This window comes from Onishia taeanensis, from assembly GCF_900100755.1.
GTDB classification, from domain to species: Bacteria; Pseudomonadota; Gammaproteobacteria; order Pseudomonadales; family Halomonadaceae; genus Onishia; species Onishia taeanensis.
In genome coordinates this window covers 72,561-91,576 of sequence record NZ_FNCI01000007.1, presented here as the reverse complement: position 1 = coordinate 91,576, position 19,016 = coordinate 72,561, and the positions used below count along the sequence as shown (strand labels likewise).

Below are 19,016 nucleotides of genomic sequence, written 5' to 3'. Positions count from 1 at the left end.
TATATGCACAGTTACCCGCCGGCGGCGCCGGTCACCGCCTCTCTGGATGACCCACGCTATTACCTGACCAACTTTCGTTTCGTGCTCGACTGGGTCGTGGCGCGCTACGGCGACCTGCTGAGCGCTGACGAGCACGCCACCCTTGCGCGTCTCGAGCGCTTGCCGTCGGTCTCGCTTTCGCTGCTCACGCGCATGGTCATGCGTAAGGGCCAGCGCTTTCGGCTCGACAAGCTGCGCTATGCCGAGATCGGCGATACCCGCCTGGCCCTGGCCCCTCTGATAGAGGCGGGACTCGTCGACGATGCCCCGCGGCTCGATCTCGCCGAGCTGTTCGGCCTGGCAACGCTTGGCGAGCTGCGCCAATGGCTTTGCGATGATATCCGCGCAGCGGGCCTGCCGGCAGGCGCCAGCAAGGCGCGGCTTCTAGAGGCGCTGGCCTCTGAGTTGAGCGGCCCGCGCCTGCTCGCCGACTGGGGCGCACCGGTGGGAGAGAGCGTGGTCGAGCTGACCTGCATGGCGCTCTGCGAACGGCTGCGGCTGATGTTCTTTGGCAATCTGCGTCAGGGCTTTTCGGAGTTCGTGCTGGCGGAGCTAGGCCACCAGCGCTTCGAGCAGGTCGCTTTCAGCGATGACTCCCGTGCCTTCCAGGCGCGTCATGAGGTCGATACCTATCTGGCCCTGGAAGCGCTGCGTGAGCGGCTGGAGGCCGGCGAGCCGCCGGCCTCGCTGTGGCCGCAATTGCCCGAAGGCGCCTCCGAGGCTTCCCTAGATCGCGCGCCCAATGCCTGGCTAGAGGCGCGTCGTGGCCGGCTGGTGTTCCGGCTCGCCCGTGAGGCCGAGCGCCAGGGCGACAGAACGCTGGCCGGCGAGCTTTACCCGCATTCCAATCACCCCGAGGCCCGTGTGCGGTCCCTCCGCCTTGCCGAGCGTCGCGCGGAAAGTGATAGCGACAGTCAGTCGATTCTCACCGCCGCCCAGCAGGCGCTGACGGCGCCGCGAGATGCCGCCGAGGCACAGGCGCTGGCGCGGCTCGAAAGCCGGCTGGCTCGCCGCCTTGGGCGGCCCGCTGCGCCTCGCCGAGGCCATGCGCCCGAGCGCTTCTCCCTGGTCCTGCCAGCCTCGACTGGCCGAGTGGAGTACGCCGTGCGCGATCATCTGACCACCGAAACGGCCCCGGTGCACTATGTGGAAAACACCCTGATCACCGGACTCTTCGGTCTATTGTGCTGGCCGGCGATTTTCGCACCGCTTCCCGGTGCCTTCTTCCATCCTTTCCACACGGGGCCCGCCGACCTTAACCGGGAGGACTTCGTTGCCCGGCGGCGAACGCACTTCGATGACTGTCTCGAAACGCTCGAGGACGGCCGCTATCTCGATATCCTGCGCGGGCGCTTCGAGGACAAGCACGGCCTGGCCTCGCCCTTCGTTCACTGGGGCGCACTCGATGCGTCGCTGCTCGAGCAGGCCCTGGCCTGTATCCCGGCGAGGCACCTTCGTGTGCTGTTCGAGCGCCTGCTCGAGGACCCGCGCGCCAATCGCGCGGGACTGCCGGACCTGATTCAGTTCTCGCCGGAAGAGAAGACTGAGCCCCGCTACCGGCTGATCGAGGTCAAGGGCCCCGGCGACCGGCTGCAGGACAACCAGCGCCGCTGGCTCGCCTTCTTCGCCGAGCAGGGCGTCCCGGCGGCGGTCTGCGAGGTGCGCTGGGACGCCTCCGTTGAAGCAAGCGAGAGCGCTCTTGGCTGAACCCTACGAAAAAGCCCAGGAAAGCGCCCTCGAGCCCCCATTTGGGAGCACCGGCACCGTGAGGCTCAAGGTGGCGGTACGCGCCCTGTGCGACTTCACCGCCCGCCGCGGCGATCTCGATCATCGCTTCACCCCGTCGCCTACTGCCAGCGAGGGCATCGCCGGCCATGAGCTGATCGCCGAGCGGCGCCGAGCGGCGGACGCGGCCTTTGAAACCGAGGTGGCCCTAGAAGGCGAGTATGTCGACGCGACGGGCCAGGTGCTGTGCGTCAGCGGTCGCGCCGACGGCGTTGATTCGACCCAGGGCCGCGTCGAGGAGGTCAAGACGCACCGTGGCGACCTGGCGCGGATGGCCGATAATCAGCGCGCCCTGCACTGGGCCCAGCTGTTCGTCTACGGCGCCTTGCTGTGCAGGGCAAGGGGCCTCGAGCGCCTGACCCTGTCGCTCGTCTATCTGGAGCTCGGCAGCGGCCGGGAGACCCGACTCGACGAGACCCGTACGGCAGTAGAGCTGGAGGCGATATTCAAGGAGCACTGCGCGCGCTACATGGCCTGGGCCAAGCAGGAAGGGTTGCATCGTGAGGGGCGAGACGCCGCATTGAGGCAGCTCGGCTTTCCCTTCGCTGCCTTTCGCACCGGGCAGCGGCCGCTGGCCGAGGCCGTCTACAAGGCGGCGAGCACCTCCCGCGGGCTGCTGCTCCAGGCGCCCACCGGCATCGGCAAGACCCTGGGCACGCTGTTTCCGATGCTCACCGCCATGCCCCGCCAGGGGCTGGATCGACTCTTCTTCTTGACCATGAAGACCCCTGGGAGGCGCCTGGCGCTGGACGCCTTGGCACGCTTGGGCGACACCCTCGAGCCGCAAGGCGAGGCCCCCGCACTGCGGGTGCTGGAGCTGGTTGCCCGCGAGAAAGCCTGCGAGTACCCGGGCACCGCCTGCCACGGCGATGCGTGCCCGCTGGCCAGTGGCTTCTACGACCGCCTGCCCGCCGCGCGCCATGCCGCCGTCGAACGCGGGCGACTCGACCGAGCGGCGCTGCGCGAGGTGGCGCTGGCTCACCAGGTCTGCCCCTATTACCTGGGCCAGGAGCTTGCCCGCTGGTGTGATGTGGTGGTGGGCGACGTCAATCACTACTTCGACGTTCACGCCCTGCTTCATGCGCTGACCCAGGCCCATGATTGGCGAGTCGGGGTGCTGGTCGACGAGGCTCATAACCTGATCGATAGGGCACGCGGCATGTACAGCGCCGAGCTCGACCAGCGGCGCCTGGCGGGCCTACGCCGCCAGGCGCCGCCGGCCCTCGCCAAGCCGTTGGCGCGGCTCGGTCGCCAGTGGGCGGCGCTAGGTGATCACGAGGGCGACAAGAAGGGCGATAAGAAGGGCGATAACCAGGGCAATAAGGCGGGCGGCCAGTCAGGAAGGGATGTCGAGTATCAGGTACTGTCCGTACCGCCCGGCGGAATGCTTCGGGCGCTTGGCCAGGCGGCGACGGCGATCACCGACTACCTGGCCGAGCATCCCGGTGAGGTGGACCCGGCCCTGCAGGAATTTCTCTTCGAGGCCTTGGCCTTCACCCGGCTCGCCGAGGCCTTCGACGATCACTCGCTCTTCGAGCTGACCCGAAGCGGCCGTGGGCGCGCCCTGCTGGCGCTGCGCAACCTGATTCCGGCACCCTTTCTGGCACCGCGCTTCGCCGCGAGCCATAGCGCGGTGCTTTTCTCGGCGACTCTCTCGCCGGGCGACTACTTTCGTGACCTCTTGGGGCTTCCCGCGCAGACGCCCTGCCTCGAGGTGGCCTCGCCCTTCGCCGGCGAACAGCTCGAGGTGCGTATTCGCCGCGATATCTCGACCCGCTACGCCCACCGCCAGGCCTCCATCGAGCCGATCGTCGCGACACTCGCCGAGCAGTTTCAGCGCGCGCCGGGTAACTACCTGGCCTTCTTCAGCAGCTTCGCCTATCTGGAAGCGGTCGTGGCACGCTTCGGCGAGGCCCACGGCGAGATTCCGGTCTGGCGGCAGGAGAGGGGGATGGATGAAACTGCCCGGGACGCCTTTCTCGCTCGCTTCGTAGCGGGCGGGCAAGGTATCGGTTTTGCGGTGCTGGGTGGCGCCTTCGCCGAGGGCATCGATTTGCCCGGTGACCGGCTGATCGGCGCCTTCATTGCCACCCTGGGGCTGCCCCCGGTCGGTGCACGGCAGGAGACCCTGCGCGAGCGGCTCGAGGCGCGCTTCGGGCGCGGTTTCGACTACGCCTATCAGTATCCGGGGCTCAACAAGGTGGTGCAGGCCGCCGGCCGGGTGATTCGCACCCCCGAGGATCGCGGCGTGGTCGTGCTGATGGATGATCGCTTCGCCCGGCCCGAGGTCAGGGCGCTGCTGCCGGGCTGGTGGCGACTGCCCTGACCGTCACCAAGGCGGCTGGCCGTTGTGCACTGTTCAGGAGGCAGGGGCGGTGACATCTGCCGGTAAAGCTTATCCCTGAACCGCGCTTAGGCAAGGCGGCCGCGCAGGGCGGAGATGGCCTTGCCGATCCCGACCAGCACGGTGCCAGCGGCCAGGCCGATGCCGGCATTGAGCAGGGTGCTGCTGAGCGGACCCAGCACCGCGCCGGTCGTGGGCAGTTCGGCGGCGTGCTCGGCCAGCGCCTCGACGCCGTGGTGCAGCAGCGGCAAGCCGTGAACCAGGATGCCGCCGCCGACGATAAACATCGCGGCGGTGCCGACGATCGACAGCGTCTTCATCAGTTTCGGCGCGGCGGCGAGCAGGCCCCGCCCGGTGGCTTGAATCAGGCGCCCGCCACGCTGACTTAAATAGAGCCCCAGATCGTCGATCTTGACGATGCCGGCCACCAGGCCGTAGACGCCGGCGGTGATGACCACGGCGATACCGGAGACCACGATCACCTGTTGAAGCAAGGGCGCTCCGGCCACGCTGCCCAGGGTGATGGCGATGATTTCCGCAGACAGGATGAAGTCGGTACGCACCGCGCCCTTGATCTTGTTGCGCTCGAAGGCCACCACGTCGGTCGCGGGGTCATTAAGCGCCTTGACGTGTTCGGCATGGGCCTCTGCGTCCTTGTCCTTATCGCGGCTCAGCACATGGAGCAGTTTCTCGGCGCCCTCGAAGCACAGGAAGGCACCACCGAGCATCAGCAGCGGCGTCACCAGCCAGGGAATCACGGCGCTGATGGCCAGCGCCGCGGGCACCAGGATCAACTTGTTGCGCAGTGAGCCCTTGGCCACGGCCCACACCACCGGCAGCTCCCGGTCGGCCTTGACGCCGGTGACCTGCTGGGCATTCAGCGCCAGGTCGTCGCCGAGCACGCCGGCGGTCTTCTTGGCCGCCACCTTGGTCATCAACGACACGTCGTCGAGCAGGGTGGCGATGTCGTCAATCAGCGTCAGTAGGCTTGCACCAGCCATGGGGTCATCCTTGTGGTGGGCGTGAGAGCGGCGTCAGCGAAGTATCGATGTCTTCGTCGGCCTCGTAGAGTGCCTCGAGTTCCCGGGCGGCTTCCTGCACGGTCTGTATCTGTTTCTTCTCGTTGCCAAAGACCTCGAGCTGGCGGCGCAGCGCCTGCTCGTCGTGGGGGCGGAAGGTGTCGATGGTGTGTTGGGCCTGGTCGCGGCTGACGCCCAGCTCGATCAGCACTTCCCGGGTCAATTCCAGGCTCGCCGGCAGCAGTTCGCGCACCAGGTGCTCGACCCCTGCACGCATTAGCAGGTGGGCGTGATAGCGATTGCGGGCCCGGGCGTAGAGGCGCAGATTCGGGAACTCGCGCTGCACCTGGCTGACGATGCGCATTGAGGCCTCGGTGTCGCCTACCGCAACTACCATCACCCTCGCCTTGTCGGCGCCGGCAGCTTCGAGCAGGTCGATGCGCGAGGCATCGCCATAATAGACCTTGTTGCCATAGCGGCGCACGAACTCGACCTGCTCGGCGTTGATGTCGAGAACCGTGTAGGGAATCTTCAGCCCTTGAAGGGCGCGCCCCATGATCTGCCCGAAGCGACCGAAGCCGGCGATGATGATCTGCGGCGAATCATCCACCGGTTGATCGAAGCTGGGCTTCTTGCGTTTGTCATGGAAGAGCGGGCGAATGCCGCGGACATGCAGCAGATACAGCAGCGGCGTGGTCGCCATCGACAGCGATACCACCAGCACCAGCAAATTGACCAGCTCGCGATCCAGCAGCGCAGCACTGCCGGCGGCCGTCAGCAGCACGAAGGCGAATTCACCGCCCTGCGAGAGCAGTATGGCGAGCGTAGTGGCCTCTTTCCAGCCGGTGCCGTAGAGCCTCGAAGCCGCCAGTAGCGAGAGCCCCTTGGTCAGCAGCAGGGCTGCGGTCAGGCCAATGATGATCAGCGGCATGTCGGCGAGCAGGCCGATCTGGGCGGTCATGCCCACGGCCATGAAAAAGAGCCCCAGCAGCAGGCCGCGGAAGGGCTCGATATCGGCCTCGATATTGTGGCGAAATTCAGAATCGGCCAGCAGGACCCCGGCGATAAAGGCACCCAGTGCCATCGACAGGCCGGCCAGCTCCATCAGCAAGGCCGCGCCGATCACCACCAGCAGCACGGTGCCCGAGAAGACCTCGCGGCTCTCGGTGCCGGCGGCAAAACGAAATAGCGGGCGCAGCAGCAGCCGGCCACCGATGATCAGCCCGGCGAAGGCGCCGAAGGCGATGGCCATTTCGGTAAGCAGCGGCGTAACGCCGTTGGACAACAGCGAGCCGGCGGCCAGGATGGGAATCGCCGCCAGCACCGGAATGGCCGCCAAATCCTGAAACAGCAGCAGTGAGAAAGCGTTGCGCCCGTGGCGAGTCTGCAACTCATGACGCTCCCCCAGCAGTTGCAGCACCAGCGGCGTCGAGCACAGCCCCAGGCTGAAGCCCACGACCAGGGCCGACACCGGGGGTAGGCCGAGCCCCCAGGCCGCCGCCGACAGTCCCAGCGTGGTGATGGCTACCTGCAGGCTACCGAAGCGAAAAATGGCCCGATGCATCAGCTTGAGCCGGGAAGGCTTGAGTTCCAGGCCAATCACGAACAGCAGGAAGACGATACCTACCTGGGAAAACTGCAACACGGCATCGGCGTCCGGCACCAGCGCCAACGCCGAAGGGCCGATCACGACCCCGGCGGCCAGATAGCCGAGCACTTCGCCAAGCCCAATACGCTTGAACAGCGGCACGATGAGTACCGCCGCGGCGAGAAAGATCAGCACGTTGATCAATAGCGTAATGGCCACCGTCGTCGTCTCCCTGTCCTATGTGTGAAGGCTGGTTCTAGACGCCTTTGGATGTCGATTCTACACGACCCGGCAACAGTGGCTGGCGCGTCTTGCACCAGATGCCAATGGGGAGGCGAGGCGGTTTTCGTGATCGAGGGCTGCTTGCCGAGCATCCCCTCGTCGCTAAGGTTGCCTTAAGTCACGGAGCACAGAGTGGGCGATGCCACCCGAGTGGCACTCATTCCGAGACCGTACGAGGAGGATAGGCGATGACTCATCTCAAATTCGTGCCCCTGTTGCTGGCAGCGACCGCCATGGCCGGTGCCGCTAGCGCCCAGGCCAGCGACCGCTGCAATGTGCCCGAGGATCAGTGGCAGCCCCAGCAGGCGCTGGAGCAGCAACTCACCGACCAGGGCTGGACGATCAAGAACATCAAGGTCGATAGCGGCTGCTACGAGGCCTATGCCATCGACGCCGACGGCAAGCGGCGGGAAGTGTATTTCGATCCCAAAACGCTCGAACCCGTCTTCGAGGACTGAGTCATGGCCGCGCCGTCATCAGTAAAGGTCTGGGACCTCTGGTTACGGCTGTTCCACTGGGGGCTGGTGGCGGCCTTTGCCACGGCCTGGTTCAGCGCCGATGAGTGGAGCAGCCTGCATCATTGGGCGGGCTATACCGTAGCGGGCCTGTTGGCCTGGCGCTGCCTGTGGGGCATCGTCGGCCCGCCATCGGCGCGCTTCACGAGCTTCGTGCGCTCCCCGGCCGCGGCGGTCGCGCATCTGCGCGACATGCTGTCCGGCAAGGAAAAACGCCACCTGGGCCATAATCCGGCCGGTGCGGCGATGATCATCGCCTTGCTGTTGTCGCTTGCGGTACTCGCATGCTCCGGCTGGCTATCGACCACCGACCGCTTCTGGGGCGTGGACTGGGTACAGGAGGTTCACGAGCTGGCCGGCGACCTGGTGCTGGTCCTGGTGGGGCTGCATCTGGTAGGAGTGATCGCCTCCAGCTGGCTGACCAGGGAGAACCTGGTGCGCGCCATGATCACCGGCAGGAAGCGTGCTGCCAGCGGCGACGACAAGGCCTGACAGCCGTCACCGAGACGTCCGACAGGCAGGCCGCTGGCCTGCCTTTTTTCGTGCCTGCTTTTTTGCCTCTGACTTTCAGATATTGCCTAGTGCGTCTTTGATAACGAGCTTTCGTCATCCGACGAGGCCTCGTCATCTAGAAAAGCGTCATTCTCTCGAGAGGCGTCCTGGTCGTAAGGCGCTTCGGCGGCGCGTGAGCCAGTACCTTCCCCTGCATAGGCGCTGGTATCTTGTTCAGCGAAGTTTTCCACCAGCTCGCGCTGCTGGGGGGCCATGTCGATATTGCCATGGAAGATGGCGCCGTCCTCCAGCGAAAGGCTGGGGGCGTGAAGGTCACCGTTAACCACGGCACCCGCTTTCAGCGTGATCTTGCGTGCGGCAATGAGCTTGCCTTCCACGCGTCCTTCCACCTTGAGCTCGGCAGCGACCAACTCTCCGTTCACGCTGCCGCCAGTCCCCACCGTGACCAGGTTGTGGCGGAAGGTCACGTGGCCGTTGACCCGCCCTTCAATGTGAAGATTCTCGTCGCCGGAAATATCCCCCTGGATGACCGTTGCCGCGCCGATCTGAGACGGTCCGGCTCCTGAGGGTCGAGCCCCCGGGGTAAGGCGCGGCTGTTGGCTGGTCGGCAACTGAGCGCTATCGCGTCGCGCTTCGTCCTTGGGTTTCTGGAACATGAGACCTGCTCGCTATGGATAAGAAAGAGGGTGATCAGCACTGCCCGTCAGCGCATGGTACCTTCGGTATTCATCGGCCAGACCGATAAGTTCTTGATGGCCTGTCGCGCCCTGATGCCCGCGGCCCACTTTAGATCGACGCAGAATTGCCGATAACTTGAACAGTCGATGTCGATGTCGATGTCGACGTGCCGGGGGCGGTTTGCCCACGAGCGACCCCGCATCAGCAAGCCATGTTTAGGCATGACAGACCAAGCATGATCGATACAACGTATTAAACACGATAGGTGGTCCATGAGTACTGCAGGGTGGCTTCTTCTGGGGGGCTTGATCGGTATCGGCCTACTGGTGCTGGATGGCAGTCGGCGTGCCGCGGCCCACAAGGCGCGTCAAAAGGCCGCGTCTCGGGTACCTCACCAACAAGAGGCGTATCGGGAGAGCGATCGACGCTCGGCCGACCAGGCTGAGAATGATGACAAGGAGCCGGCTCTAGCGTCGCTGGAAGGCCCTTCCTCCCCGCAGCCGCAATCGGCCCCCAGCGCTGAGACGACCGAGTACGACCCTGATCAATCCTTCAGCCTGATCGGGCCCAGCCTGCATGTCGTCGGCAAGATCGAGGCGGATGAGCCCGTGAGCATCCTGGGCAAGCTCGATGGCACCCTCTCGGCACCCAATCAGCGCGTTGGCATCCTGGCCGGCGCGCGGGTATCGCCCCGGGTCGAAGCCCAGGAGCTGATCCTTTCCGGCAGCATATTTGGTGATGCATCGATTGCGGGCTGCGCGATTTTCGAGCCCGACGCTTCCTTCCAGGGCGACCTTAGCGCCGAACGCCTGCAATGTGAGGTCGGTGCCGAGCTGTCCGGGCGTTTCAATATCTCCGGGAGCTGACTATTGAGCGGTGAGGCTTAGCGTGTCGAAGGGGAGCGGTAGTGCCCCGGCACCGTGACCCGCTCGCCATTGGGCAGGCGCTTGACGTAGGTTGGGACATAGACGCGCTTGATGATGCTCTTGCCGGTACTCATGGCGACTCCTCCTGTGCATGCTTCACAGGGTAAAGCCTGACGCCAGGGCCTGGTTTGATACCGGTCAAGCTGGCGTCATTCGCATGTGGCACTAGGCCGACAAAAATCGCCGCATGGCCCTTTATAGCAGTTGGGTATTTTTTGCAGCGATCGCCTCGCCGAGGGCCAGGGAGCACGCCTTTCCCATGGACATCAGACGCTGGTCGGTCATTAGAAAATAAGCAGCTTCAACGGCATCCAGATGCCCATGGCCAGCATGATCAGGTTCTCGGTCAATGAGACGAAACCCAGCGGCACCTTGCTGTTGCCTCCCACGCAGGCACACTTCAGCTCGCGCTTGTCGATATAAACGGCTTTGAAAACCGATATGGCGCCAACCGTGCCTATGAACAGTGCCAAGGGCGCGGCGAGCCAGATCAAGGCGCCCGCCAACATCAGGATACCGGCCAGGGTTTCGGCGAACGGGTAAAGATAGCCATAGGGCACATGGCGCTGGGCAAGCAGATCATAGTTCAGGAACATGGTGCTGAAGCTTTCGATGTCCTGCAGCTTCTGAAGTCCCAGCAGCGTCATGGCCGTGGCAATCGCATACTCCGGCATGCGTACTGAAATGAGGGTATTGCTCGCCGCCCAGCTCACTGCCAGCCCGATCAGCAGTGACGTTGCAAAGATGGCGATGACCGGCTGATAGGTGGTTTCCTTCTCGCCGGGCACACTCAAGCCCAGATACTCGCGAACCTCTTCATAGCCACCCACGCGGTCTTCACCGATATAGACCTGCGGGGTGGTGTCTACCTCGGCTTCCTGCTTGAAGTCCTCGATCGCCTCGCGCGATTCGAGCGTGCGATCATCGACCCGATAGCCTTTGCGCTTGAGAAGGTCCACGGTCTTCAGGCCAAAGGGACAAAGGTGCTCGGCCGTTTTCATGCGGTACACGCGTGCCGTCTTTTGCTGTGAAGGCGAGGTCGAAGGGCTGCTACTCATAGGCATCACACTCCTCGTGTTAGCTAGAGGGAGGCCGAATTCGTTTGTCTTCAGCCTGATGCCTTCATCCTAGAACCTTTGTGCCACCCAAGGGTCAAGCAACCCTTGCCGGCAAACTGGAGCGCCTGGGATCGTTCAGATCTCGGTAGGTTAGGTTCAGCCGTCATCACCATGGCGATTGATAACATGACCCAGGCCTCTAACGGGCGGCGGACATGGCCGACAAAAAACACCCGCCGGGAGGCGGGTGTTTCGTGAAGCGGTCGTTACGCCATGCGTCTGGCGAACTTAGTCCCAGCTCAGCGCGCCGCCGACCTGATACTCGGTCACGCGGGTCTCGAAGAAGTTCTTCTCCTTGCGCAGGTCGATGATCTCGCTCATCCACGGGAAGGGGTTCTTGGCGCCCGGGAACTGCTCCTTCAAGCCGATCTGTGCCAGACGACGGTTGCAGATGAAGTGCAGGTATTCCTCCATGATCGCCGCGTTCATGCCCAGCACGCCGCGCGGCATGGTGTCACGCGCGTAGGCGATCTCGAGCTCGGTGCCCTCGAGGATCATCTGGGTGACCTCGTCCTGGAATTCCGGCGTCCACAGGTGCGGATTCTCGATCTTGATCTGGTTGATCATATCGACGCCGAAGTTCAGGTGCATGGACTCGTCGCGCAGGATGTACTGGAACTGCTCGGCGACGCCGGTCATCTTGTTGCGACGGCCCATGGACAGGATCTGGCTGAAGCCGCAGTAGAAGAAGATGCCTTCGGTCACGCAGTAGAAGGCGATCAGGTTGCGCAGCAGCTCTTGGTCGGTCTCGGGAGTACCGGTCTGGAAGTTCGGGCGCGACAGCGACTGGGTGTGCTTGAGGCTCCAGGCTGACTTGGCGGCGACAGACGGCACCTCGCGGTACATGTTGAAGACTTCGCCTTCGTCCATGCCCAGCGATTCCACGCAATACTGATAGGCGTGGGTGTGGATCGCTTCCTCGAAGGCCTGGCGCAGCAGGTACTGGCGGCATTCGGGGTTGGTGATCAGGCGATAGACGGCCAGCACCAGGTTGTTGGCGACCAGGGAGTCGGCGGTGGAGAAGTAGCCCAGTGAACGCTCGACGATGCGACGCTCATCGGCGGTGAGGCCGTCCGCGCTCTTCCACAGCGCGATGTCGGCGTTCATGTTCACTTCCTGGGGCATCCAGTGGTTGGCGGTGCCGTCCAGGTACTTCTGCCAGGCCCACTCGTACTTGAAGGGCACCAGCTGGTTGAGGTCGGCGCGGGCGTTGATCATGCGCTTCTGATCGACCTCGATGCGCTTGGCGCCCATCTCGAGTTCCTCGAGGCCGGCGGCCACATCGAGCTCTTCGAGAGACTGCTTGGCGCGGGCCTGGCGGTCCTGATCGGCGACCTTGTAGGCGCCGGCGCTTTCCGCAACGGCCTCAGGCTCAGGAGCGGGCGCGGCGGCCGGCGCAGGTTTGGCCTCGGCCGGTTTGTCGGCGACCGCAGCCTCGTCTTCGTGAAATTCGTCCCAGTTCAGCATGTCGTCTTCCTCATTCCTCGGAGGTGGAAGAGATAAGAGGGAAGCGCCCTTCGGGCGAGAGGAGGCGGTCATTCGCCTTCCTGCTTCACCGGCGCACTGCGCCGCCTTCCCTCTTCTTCTTGGTCGTTACTGGCAGGCCTCGCAGCCCAGCTCATCGATCTCGCCGGCCGAGGGCGCGCGCGAACCGCTGCCGCTCTTGCCGCTCAGGAAGTCCTCGATACCGCGGGGCTCGCTGGGCGTTGGCGCCGGGGCTGCCTCCGGCTTGGGTGCCGGCTCGCTGCCGTTGCCGACGGCGTTGAGGTTGCCGCGATCGACGGTGGATTTCTCGACCGAGGTGGCACCCAGCGCACGCAGGTAGTAGGTGGTCTTAAGACCGCGGAACCAGGCCATGCGATAGGTCACGTCGAGCTTCTTGCCGGACACGCCCTGGATGTAGAGGTTCAGCGACTGAGCCTGGTCGATCCACTTCTGGCGGCGTGAGGCGGCCTCTACCAGCCACTTGGGCTCGACCTCGAAGGCGGTGGCGTACTTGGCCTTGAGATCGTCCGGTACGCGATCGATCGGCTGCACGCTGCCGTCGTAGTACTTGAGGTCGTTGATCATCACCTCGTCCCACAGGCCGCGCTCCTTGAGGTCGTTGACCATGTAGGAGTTGACCACCGTGAACTCGCCGGACAGGTTCGATTTGACGAACAGGTTCTGATACGTCGGCTCGATCGACTGCGACACGCCGCAGATGTTGGAGATGGTCGCGGTCGGGGCGATGGCCATGACGTTGGAGTTACGCATGCCCTGTTCGGCCAGCTTCTCGCGGATGCGGTCCCAGTCCTGGGTGGTGGAAGTATCGACCTCGATGTACTTCTCGCCGCGCTCGGACTTGAGCTTCTCGATGGAATCGATCGGCAGAATGCCCTGGCTCCACAGCGAACCTTCATAGCTCTGGTACTGGCCACGCTCGGCGGCGAGATCAGAGGAGGCTTCGATGGCGTGGTAGCTGACCAGTTCCATGGAACGGTCGGCGAACTCGACGGCTGCGTCGCTGGCATAGGCGATGCCGTGGGCGTACAGCGCGTCCTGGAAGCCCATGATGCCAAGGCCCACCGGGCGATGCTTGAAGTTCGAGTTCTTGGCCTGCGGCACCGCGTAGTAGTTGATGTCGATGACGTTATCGAGCATCCGCACGGCGGTGCGCACGGTCTTCTTCAGCTTCTCGTTGTCGAGCTCGCCGTCGGTCATGTGCTGCGCGAGGTTGACCGAGCCCAGGTTACATACCGCGATCTCGTCGACCGAGGTGTTCAGGGTGATCTCGGTGCACAGGTTGGAGCTGTGAACCACGCCGGCATGCTGCTGCGGGCTGCGCAGGTTGCAGGGATCCTTGAAGGTGATCCACGGGTGGCCTGTCTCGAACAGCATCGAGAGCATCTTGCGCCACAGGTCCTTGGCCTTGACCCGCTTGAAGAGCTTGAGCTGACCGTTGCGGGTCATCTCTTCGTATTCCTGATAGCGCTTCTCGAAGGCCGCGCCGTACAGGTCGTGCAGGTCCGGGCAGGTGGCCGGCGAGAACAGGGTCCATTCCTGGTCGTCGAAGACCCGCTTCATGAACAGGTCCGGCACCCAGTTGGCGGTGTTCATGTCGTGGGTACGGCGACGGTCGTCACCGGTGTTCTTGCGCAGTTCGAGGAATTCCTCGACGTCCAGGTGCCAGGACTCGAGATAGGCACAGACCGCGCCCTTGCGCTTGCCGCCCTGATTGACGGCCACGGCGGTGTCGTTGACCACTTTCAGGAAGGGCACGACGCCCTGGGACTTGCCGTTGGTGCCCTTGATGTAGGAGCCCAGGGCGCGCACCGGCGTCCAGTCGTTGCCGAGACCGCCGGCCCACTTGGAGAGCATGGCGTTGTCGCGGATCGCGCTGTAGATGCCGTCCAGGTTGTCGGGCACGGTGGTCAGGTAGCAGCTGGAGAGCTGGCTACGCTGGGTGCCGGAATTGAACAGGGTCGGCGTGGACGCCATGTAGTCGAAGCTGGACAGCAGCTCGTAGAATTCGATGGCGCGCGCTTCGCGGTCGTCCTCGTTGAGCGATAGGCCCATGGCGACGCGCATGAACATCACCTGGGGCAGCTCGTAGCGCACCTCGTCGCGGTGAATGAAGTAGCGGTCGTAGAGGGTCTGCAGGCCCAGATAGGTAAAGGCATTGTCGCGGGTGTGGTCGAGAGCCTCGGCCAGGCGCTCCAGGTCGAAATCGGCCAGTTGCGCATCGAGCTGCTCGAATTCGATGCCTTTCTCGATATAGGCCTTGAAGGCTGGCGCGTAGAGCTCGGCCATGTCGCTGAAGGTGGCTTCTTCGGCCACGCCCAGGAAGGACAGCGCTTCGCGGCGGATGTTGTCCTGCAACAGGCGAGCGGTGACGTAGGTGTAGCTCGGGTCTTTCTCGACCAGCGTCCGCGCGGTCATGGTCAGCGCCTGGGAAACACCGTCGGCGCTCACGCCGTCATAGAGGTTACGCACCGAGTCGTCGACGATTTTCTGCGGTTCGGTATTGGGCAGATCCGAGCAGGCCTCATAGACCAGGGTCTCGATGCGGCCCAGGTCCAGCGGACGCAGGCTGCCATCGGCCAGGGTGACGTTGAGGCTGGGGTGGGGCTTCTGGATATCATCGCCGGCAGCGGCGCGGGCCCGGGCATGCTCCTCACGATAGAGCACGTAGGCGCGGGCGACCTTTTGCTCGCCGGCGCGCATCAGCGCCAGTTCGACCTGGTCCTGGATATCTTCGATGTGCAGGGTGCCGCCATCGGGCATGCGACGCAGGAAGGCCTCGCAGATGGCGTCGGAGGCCTGAGTGACGAAGTCGCGGATGCGCGAGGAGGCCTCGGCGTTGTCGCCTTCCACGGCGATGAACGCCTTGGACATGGCGACGGCGATCTTGCTGGCATCGAAGGGTGCAACATCGCCGTTGCGCTTGATCACCCGCAGTTGCTGTGGGGCGGTCACGTTAACGGACGAGTTGCCGGGGGAGAGCGTAGTATCCATGGCGCCGTGTCTTCCTAGCGGTAATTGATGGATGAAGAGGAGCCCAAGACGTTGAACGAAGGGTCTGGACAACGATCACATCAGGGCGAAACCGGGGGCCAGGCTGCTTGGACAGCGTGGTTTGACAGTAGTGCTCTGAGTTGCTAGGAGCACACTATCTTGTGTCGTTTCTGATATGCAGCACAAGATAGTGTGCTCGAGAGCTTTCATCAAGTGGATAACCTGTGGGTATCTTGTGCCTGACTTGGGGGCGAGAAATCGGCTGCGTGGAGTCCGCATCCTAGAGCGGTTGAGGGTTTTTTCATTGGAGGCATCCCATAGTCCAATGCGTCTCAATAACAGCCAAAACCGCTTTGCTGGGGTATCATGCAGACTGGTATATGCTATCCAATGACAATCGCAGTAACTGGACGTCAACGAGGAGCGAGCGAGAGCGTGCTAAGCAATGACCACGATCATGTCCTGATCATCGAGGACGACGAGCGACTCGCGGAGCTCACGCGAGACTATCTCGAGGCCAATGGCTTCACCGTGACGGTAGAGGCCGATGGAGCCAAGGGGGTCGAAAGGATCGTCGAATTGCAGCCGGACCTGGTGATCCTCGACCTGATGCTGCCAGGCGAAGACGGTCTGTCGATCTGCCGCCGGGCAAGGCCAGACTATGACGGTCCGATTCTGATGTTGACCGCCCGCACCGATGACATGGACCAGGTGCTGGGGCTGGAGATGGGCGCCGATGACTACGTGCCCAAGCCCGTGCAGCCCAGGGTGCTATTGGCACGTATGCGGGCATTGATGCGCCGCGCCGATGTCAGCATCCCGGCCGGCGAAGGGCGCCTGACCTTCAGTAACCTGGAAATCGATAGCGCCACTCGCGAGGCCTGGCTCGAAGGCGAGCGCATTGATTTGACCAGCGCCGAGTTCGATTTGCTGTGGCTGTTGGCGAGCAATGCCGGCCGGGTGCTCACCCGCGAGGAGATTTTCTCGCAGCTGCGCGGCATTAAATATGACGGCCAGGACCGTTCCATTGACGTAAGGGTGTCGCGCATTCGGCCCAAGGTCGGGGACGACCCCAACCAGCCGCACCGCATCAAGACCGTCCGCAGCAAGGGTTACCTGTTCGTCAAGGATAGCTGATGATGCTCTCCCGCCTGCTGCCGCGGCCACTGGCCGACAGCGCCTTCCTGCGAGTCTATGTCTGGTTGGCGCTGGCACTGGTGCTGACTTTTGCTCTTGCCCTGTCGACCTTCGCGCTGGTCGACAAGGTTCGCCATGACCACTATCGCGAGCAGTTGGCAGAAGCGCCGATGGCGATGCTTTCGCTTCAGTTGGCGGCTCTGCCGTTGCCTCGTCGTGACGCCTGGCTGGCCAGCAAGAGCCAGCAGCTGTCGATGACGTTGAGCCTGCACGATACCCGCAATTACCCGCTCAATTTCTTTCAGCGCACCAGCCTCGAGAATGGCCGCACCCTAGTGGATGAGGTCAGTGGAGCCGATGGCCAGGGCTGGAAGCTGTATCGCCAGCTGCCTGGCGAGACTTGGATGCTGCGTGCCGAACTCGCGAGCCTATCGGAGCAGCAGTTGCTGGGCCTGGCTCGCCAGCTCGGCGAGTGGCTGGGCGAGGTCGATGGCCAAGCGCGCCTCGAGCGTCTCGAGCGCCTCCAGAGCCCGGTGATCAAGGCCCAGCTCACCGACGCACCTCCCGATGATCTTCCCGCCGCCCAGATTGCCCGCCTGCGTGATACCGAGGTGGTGATTCAACTGCTGCCCCAGCGCTGGGCGATGACGCTGTATCTGCGCCTTCCCGCTGCCGATGGAGGCATCCAGTGGGTCGAGGTAGGGCCGCTGGCGGCTTTCGAGCCCATGTCGCTGTCGCTGTCGTTGTCGCTGCTGGTCGCCATGCTGGGCGTGCTGGCAGGGATCATCTACATGATCGTGCGGGGTGTGGAATCGCGAATGGCGCGTCTCGAACAGGCCGCCACGCGAATCGCCTGTGGCCACCTGAACACCCGGGTCAAGGTCGAGAGCGGCGACTTCCTGGGGCGGGTCGGCATGGCCTTCAACGGCATGGCTTCTCAGGTGCAGGCGCTTTTGAGGGCCCAGCAGGAGATGATTCGCGCGGTGTCGCATGAATTGCGCACCCCGGTGGCGCGGATCCGTTTCGCCGTGCAAATGGTCGAGGACATGACCGACAGCGGGCCAGTTCGGCGTCAGCTCTCCGGCATCGACGGCGACATCGAGGAGCTCGACGGCCTGATCGACGAGATCCTCACCTACGCCAAGCTTGGCAATGATCACGCCCAGGGCGTGCTGCAGGAAGCGGAGCTGGTCGATTGCCGGGATCTGGCCGACAACGTGGTCGAGGCGCTGGCGCCGCTGCATGCCAAGCTCTCGCTGCAAGTGACGCCAGGCCCTTCTGTCGAGGTGGTGGCAGACCCCCGCTATCTGCAACGGGCGCTGCAGAACCTGGTCGCCAACGCCTGCCGGCATGCCGCTAGCCAGGTCAGGTTGACCCTGAGTGACGATGGTCAGGTGGCGCGGTTGGACGTCGAGGATGACGGGCCTGGCGTGCCGGTTGGCGAGCGCGAGGAGATCTTCAAGCCCTTTGCTCGGCTCGACGACAGCCGCACCCGGCGCTCAGGCGGCTATGGCCTGGGCCTGTCGATCGTTCACAAGGTGATGCTCTGGCACGGCGGCAGCGTGATGGTCGACGATAGTCCTTCTCTCGGCGGCGCGCGCTTTAGCCTGCTGCTGCCCCTCAAGCAGGCCGGCGTCACGCCGGCTTGATGCCCTCCAGTACCGCGAACGAGGTCTCGCGCGCGGTACGCAGAAAGTCTTCCATCCAGGGTGCGTCGCGGCTGTCCTCACGGATCGCCGCGAACAGCGTACTCCACATGCCCTGTTCCCCCAGCGCCACGGCGCGCACATAGTCCCGTTCCAGGTATTCGGTCAGCGCCCAGCTCGGCAGCGCACAGACGCCGCGTCCGCTGGCCACCAGCTGCATCATCATGATGGTCAGCTCGGCGGTGCGGATCTCCTGGGGGCGCACCCCGGCCGGGTCGAGAAACTGCGTGAAGACATCGAGCCGGGTGTGCTCCACCGGGTAGGTGATCAGTGTCTCGTTGGCGAGCTCAGCGGGGCCGATCCAGGTCTTGCCGGCCAGGCGGTGCTGTTTGGCGACCGCCAACAGCCCCTCGTAGCGAAACAGCGGCTCGTAGTGCACCCCAGGCAGCGGCTGAGGATCGGCGGTGATCACCAGGTCGAGCTGCTCGCGGGCCAGCGCCGGCAGCGGGTCGAAGTTGTGGCCGCTGGGGATATCGACCTCGACCTCGGGCCAGTGATCGCGGAAGTAGTCGATGGTGGGCATCAGCCACTGAAAGCAGCTGTGGCACTCGATGGCCATGTGCAGCCGGCCTCGCTCGTCGCCGGCGAGCCTCGCCAGGTCTCGCTCGGCCATGCGCACCTCGGGCAGGACCTGCTCGGCAAGAGCCAGCAGGCGCTGGCCGGCGCGGGTGAACTCCACCGGCCGGGTCTTGCGCAGGAACAGCGGATTGCCCAGGCGCTCCTCGAGATCCTTGAGCTGATGGGAGAGGGCCGACTGGGTCAAGTGGACCCGCTCGGCGGCTTCCACCAGCGAGCCGGCATCACGCAGAGCAATCAGGGTACGAAGATGGCGGAGTTCCAGCATGTGGGTGAGCGCTTTTCATGTTGTA

Annotated in this window: 14 protein-coding genes; 7 read left to right on the top strand and 7 right to left on the bottom strand. The window is 64.1% G+C overall.

Annotation, left to right across the window (positions count from 1 at the left end; all coding sequences use genetic code 11):
• Nucleotides 1–3 precede the first annotated feature (3 nt).
• Both BLR71_RS10685 and BLR71_RS10680 read left to right on the top strand, forming a co-directional pair.
• Nucleotides 4–1,746, top strand: coding sequence for a VRR-NUC domain-containing protein (locus BLR71_RS10685; protein ID WP_092525889.1), 1,743 nt, complete (start codon nucleotides 4–6; stop codon nucleotides 1,744–1,746).
• Nucleotides 1,747–1,804: 58 nt separating this feature from the next.
• Nucleotides 1,805–4,150, top strand: a complete 2,346-nt coding sequence (locus BLR71_RS10680; protein ID WP_092525967.1) for an ATP-dependent DNA helicase — start codon at nucleotides 1,805–1,807, stop codon at nucleotides 4,148–4,150.
• An 86-nt stretch (nucleotides 4,151–4,236) separates the two neighbouring features.
• On the opposite strand, the gene BLR71_RS10675 is transcribed toward BLR71_RS10680, so the two are convergent.
• Nucleotides 4,237–5,169: a DUF808 domain-containing protein gene (locus BLR71_RS10675; protein ID WP_092525888.1), complete on the bottom strand. Its 933-nt coding sequence runs from the start codon at nucleotides 5,167–5,169 to the stop codon at nucleotides 4,237–4,239.
• Between the two features lie 4 nt (nucleotides 5,170–5,173).
• Nucleotides 5,174–6,994, bottom strand: coding sequence for a monovalent cation:proton antiporter-2 (CPA2) family protein (locus tag BLR71_RS10670; RefSeq protein ID WP_092525887.1), 1,821 nt, complete (start codon nucleotides 6,992–6,994; stop codon nucleotides 5,174–5,176).
• A gap of 251 nt (nucleotides 6,995–7,245) precedes the next feature.
• On the opposite strand from BLR71_RS10670, the gene BLR71_RS10665 reads away from it, so the two are divergent.
• Together BLR71_RS10665 and BLR71_RS10660 are read left to right on the top strand one after the other, a co-directional pair.
• Complete coding sequence (locus BLR71_RS10665; protein ID WP_092525886.1) at nucleotides 7,246–7,515, top strand: PepSY domain-containing protein; 270 nt, start codon at nucleotides 7,246–7,248, stop codon at nucleotides 7,513–7,515.
• A 3-nt stretch (nucleotides 7,516–7,518) separates the two neighbouring features.
• On the top strand, nucleotides 7,519–8,064 hold the full coding sequence (locus BLR71_RS10660; protein WP_092525885.1) for a cytochrome b/b6 domain-containing protein: 546 nt from the start codon (nucleotides 7,519–7,521) through the stop codon (nucleotides 8,062–8,064).
• An 86-nt stretch (nucleotides 8,065–8,150) separates the two neighbouring features.
• Here the strand turns inward: BLR71_RS10660 and BLR71_RS10655 are convergent, their stop codons facing one another.
• Entirely contained in the window at nucleotides 8,151–8,741 is a 591-nt protein-coding gene (locus tag BLR71_RS10655) for a bactofilin family protein (RefSeq protein ID WP_092525884.1), read from the bottom strand.
• Nucleotides 8,742–9,035: 294 nt separating this feature from the next.
• Here BLR71_RS10655 and BLR71_RS10650 point away from each other — a divergent pair, with 294 nt between their 5' ends.
• Nucleotides 9,036–9,629, top strand: a complete 594-nt coding sequence (locus BLR71_RS10650; RefSeq protein ID WP_092525883.1) for a bactofilin family protein — start codon at nucleotides 9,036–9,038, stop codon at nucleotides 9,627–9,629.
• A 344-nt stretch (nucleotides 9,630–9,973) separates the two neighbouring features.
• Here the strand turns inward: BLR71_RS10650 and BLR71_RS10645 are convergent, their stop codons facing one another.
• The 3 genes from BLR71_RS10645 to BLR71_RS10635 form a co-directional block, all read right to left on the bottom strand.
• Entirely contained in the window at nucleotides 9,974–10,747 is a 774-nt protein-coding gene (locus tag BLR71_RS10645) for a glutaredoxin (RefSeq protein WP_340147970.1), read from the bottom strand.
• 288 nt (nucleotides 10,748–11,035) lie between these two features.
• The gene (locus BLR71_RS10640) at nucleotides 11,036–12,274 is read right to left on the bottom strand and encodes a ribonucleotide-diphosphate reductase subunit beta (protein ID WP_092525881.1); all 1,239 of its coding nucleotides are present in this window, start codon (nucleotides 12,272–12,274) and stop codon (nucleotides 11,036–11,038) included.
• A 126-nt stretch (nucleotides 12,275–12,400) separates the two neighbouring features.
• Nucleotides 12,401–15,304, bottom strand: coding sequence for a ribonucleoside-diphosphate reductase subunit alpha (locus BLR71_RS10635; RefSeq protein ID WP_092525880.1), 2,904 nt, complete (start codon nucleotides 15,302–15,304; stop codon nucleotides 12,401–12,403).
• A 390-nt stretch (nucleotides 15,305–15,694) separates the two neighbouring features.
• Between BLR71_RS10635 and BLR71_RS10630 the strand changes: the two genes are divergently transcribed.
• Together BLR71_RS10630 and BLR71_RS10625 are read left to right on the top strand one after the other, a co-directional pair.
• The gene (locus tag BLR71_RS10630) at nucleotides 15,695–16,441 is read left to right on the top strand and encodes a winged helix-turn-helix domain-containing protein (RefSeq protein WP_092525879.1); all 747 of its coding nucleotides are present in this window, start codon (nucleotides 15,695–15,697) and stop codon (nucleotides 16,439–16,441) included.
• Nucleotides 16,441–18,090 (top strand): ATP-binding protein, encoded by a 1,650-nt coding sequence (locus BLR71_RS10625; RefSeq protein ID WP_092525878.1) that lies wholly within the window; start codon nucleotides 16,441–16,443, stop codon nucleotides 18,088–18,090. Before BLR71_RS10630 ends, BLR71_RS10625 begins: the two co-directional genes overlap by 1 nt.
• Here the strand turns inward: BLR71_RS10625 and BLR71_RS10620 are convergent.
• Nucleotides 18,077–18,991 carry a LysR family transcriptional regulator gene (locus BLR71_RS10620; RefSeq protein WP_092525877.1) on the bottom strand — a complete coding sequence of 305 codons (915 nt, stop codon included), beginning with the start codon at nucleotides 18,989–18,991 and terminating at the stop codon, nucleotides 18,077–18,079. The genes BLR71_RS10625 and BLR71_RS10620 overlap by 14 nt on opposite strands.
• Between the last annotated feature and the right edge of the window lie 25 nt (nucleotides 18,992–19,016).

What these genes read in the sequence shown, in the direction of transcription:
- BLR71_RS10685 (WP_092525889.1), top strand. Translation starts at nt 4, where the DNA reads ATGCACAGTTACCCGCCGGCGGCGCCGGTCACCGCCTCTCTGGATGAC.
- BLR71_RS10675 (WP_092525888.1), bottom strand. Translation starts at nt 5,169, where the DNA reads ATGGCTGGTGCAAGCCTACTGACGCTGATTGACGACATCGCCACCCTG.
- BLR71_RS10665 (WP_092525886.1), top strand. Translation starts at nt 7,246, where the DNA reads ATGACTCATCTCAAATTCGTGCCCCTGTTGCTGGCAGCGACCGCCATG.
- BLR71_RS10660 (WP_092525885.1), top strand. Translation starts at nt 7,519, where the DNA reads ATGGCCGCGCCGTCATCAGTAAAGGTCTGGGACCTCTGGTTACGGCTG.
- BLR71_RS10655 (WP_092525884.1), bottom strand. Translation starts at nt 8,741, where the DNA reads ATGTTCCAGAAACCCAAGGACGAAGCGCGACGCGATAGCGCTCAGTTG.
- BLR71_RS10650 (WP_092525883.1), top strand. Translation starts at nt 9,036, where the DNA reads ATGAGTACTGCAGGGTGGCTTCTTCTGGGGGGCTTGATCGGTATCGGC.
- BLR71_RS10645 (WP_340147970.1), bottom strand. Translation starts at nt 10,747, where the DNA reads ATGAGTAGCAGCCCTTCGACCTCGCCTTCACAGCAAAAGACGGCACGC.
- BLR71_RS10640 (WP_092525881.1), bottom strand. Translation starts at nt 12,274, where the DNA reads ATGCTGAACTGGGACGAATTTCACGAAGACGAGGCTGCGGTCGCCGAC.
- BLR71_RS10635 (WP_092525880.1), bottom strand. Translation starts at nt 15,304, where the DNA reads ATGGATACTACGCTCTCCCCCGGCAACTCGTCCGTTAACGTGACCGCC.
- BLR71_RS10630 (WP_092525879.1), top strand. Translation starts at nt 15,695, where the DNA reads ATGACAATCGCAGTAACTGGACGTCAACGAGGAGCGAGCGAGAGCGTG.
- BLR71_RS10625 (WP_092525878.1), top strand. Translation starts at nt 16,441, where the DNA reads ATGATGCTCTCCCGCCTGCTGCCGCGGCCACTGGCCGACAGCGCCTTC.
- BLR71_RS10620 (WP_092525877.1), bottom strand. Translation starts at nt 18,991, where the DNA reads ATGCTGGAACTCCGCCATCTTCGTACCCTGATTGCTCTGCGTGATGCC.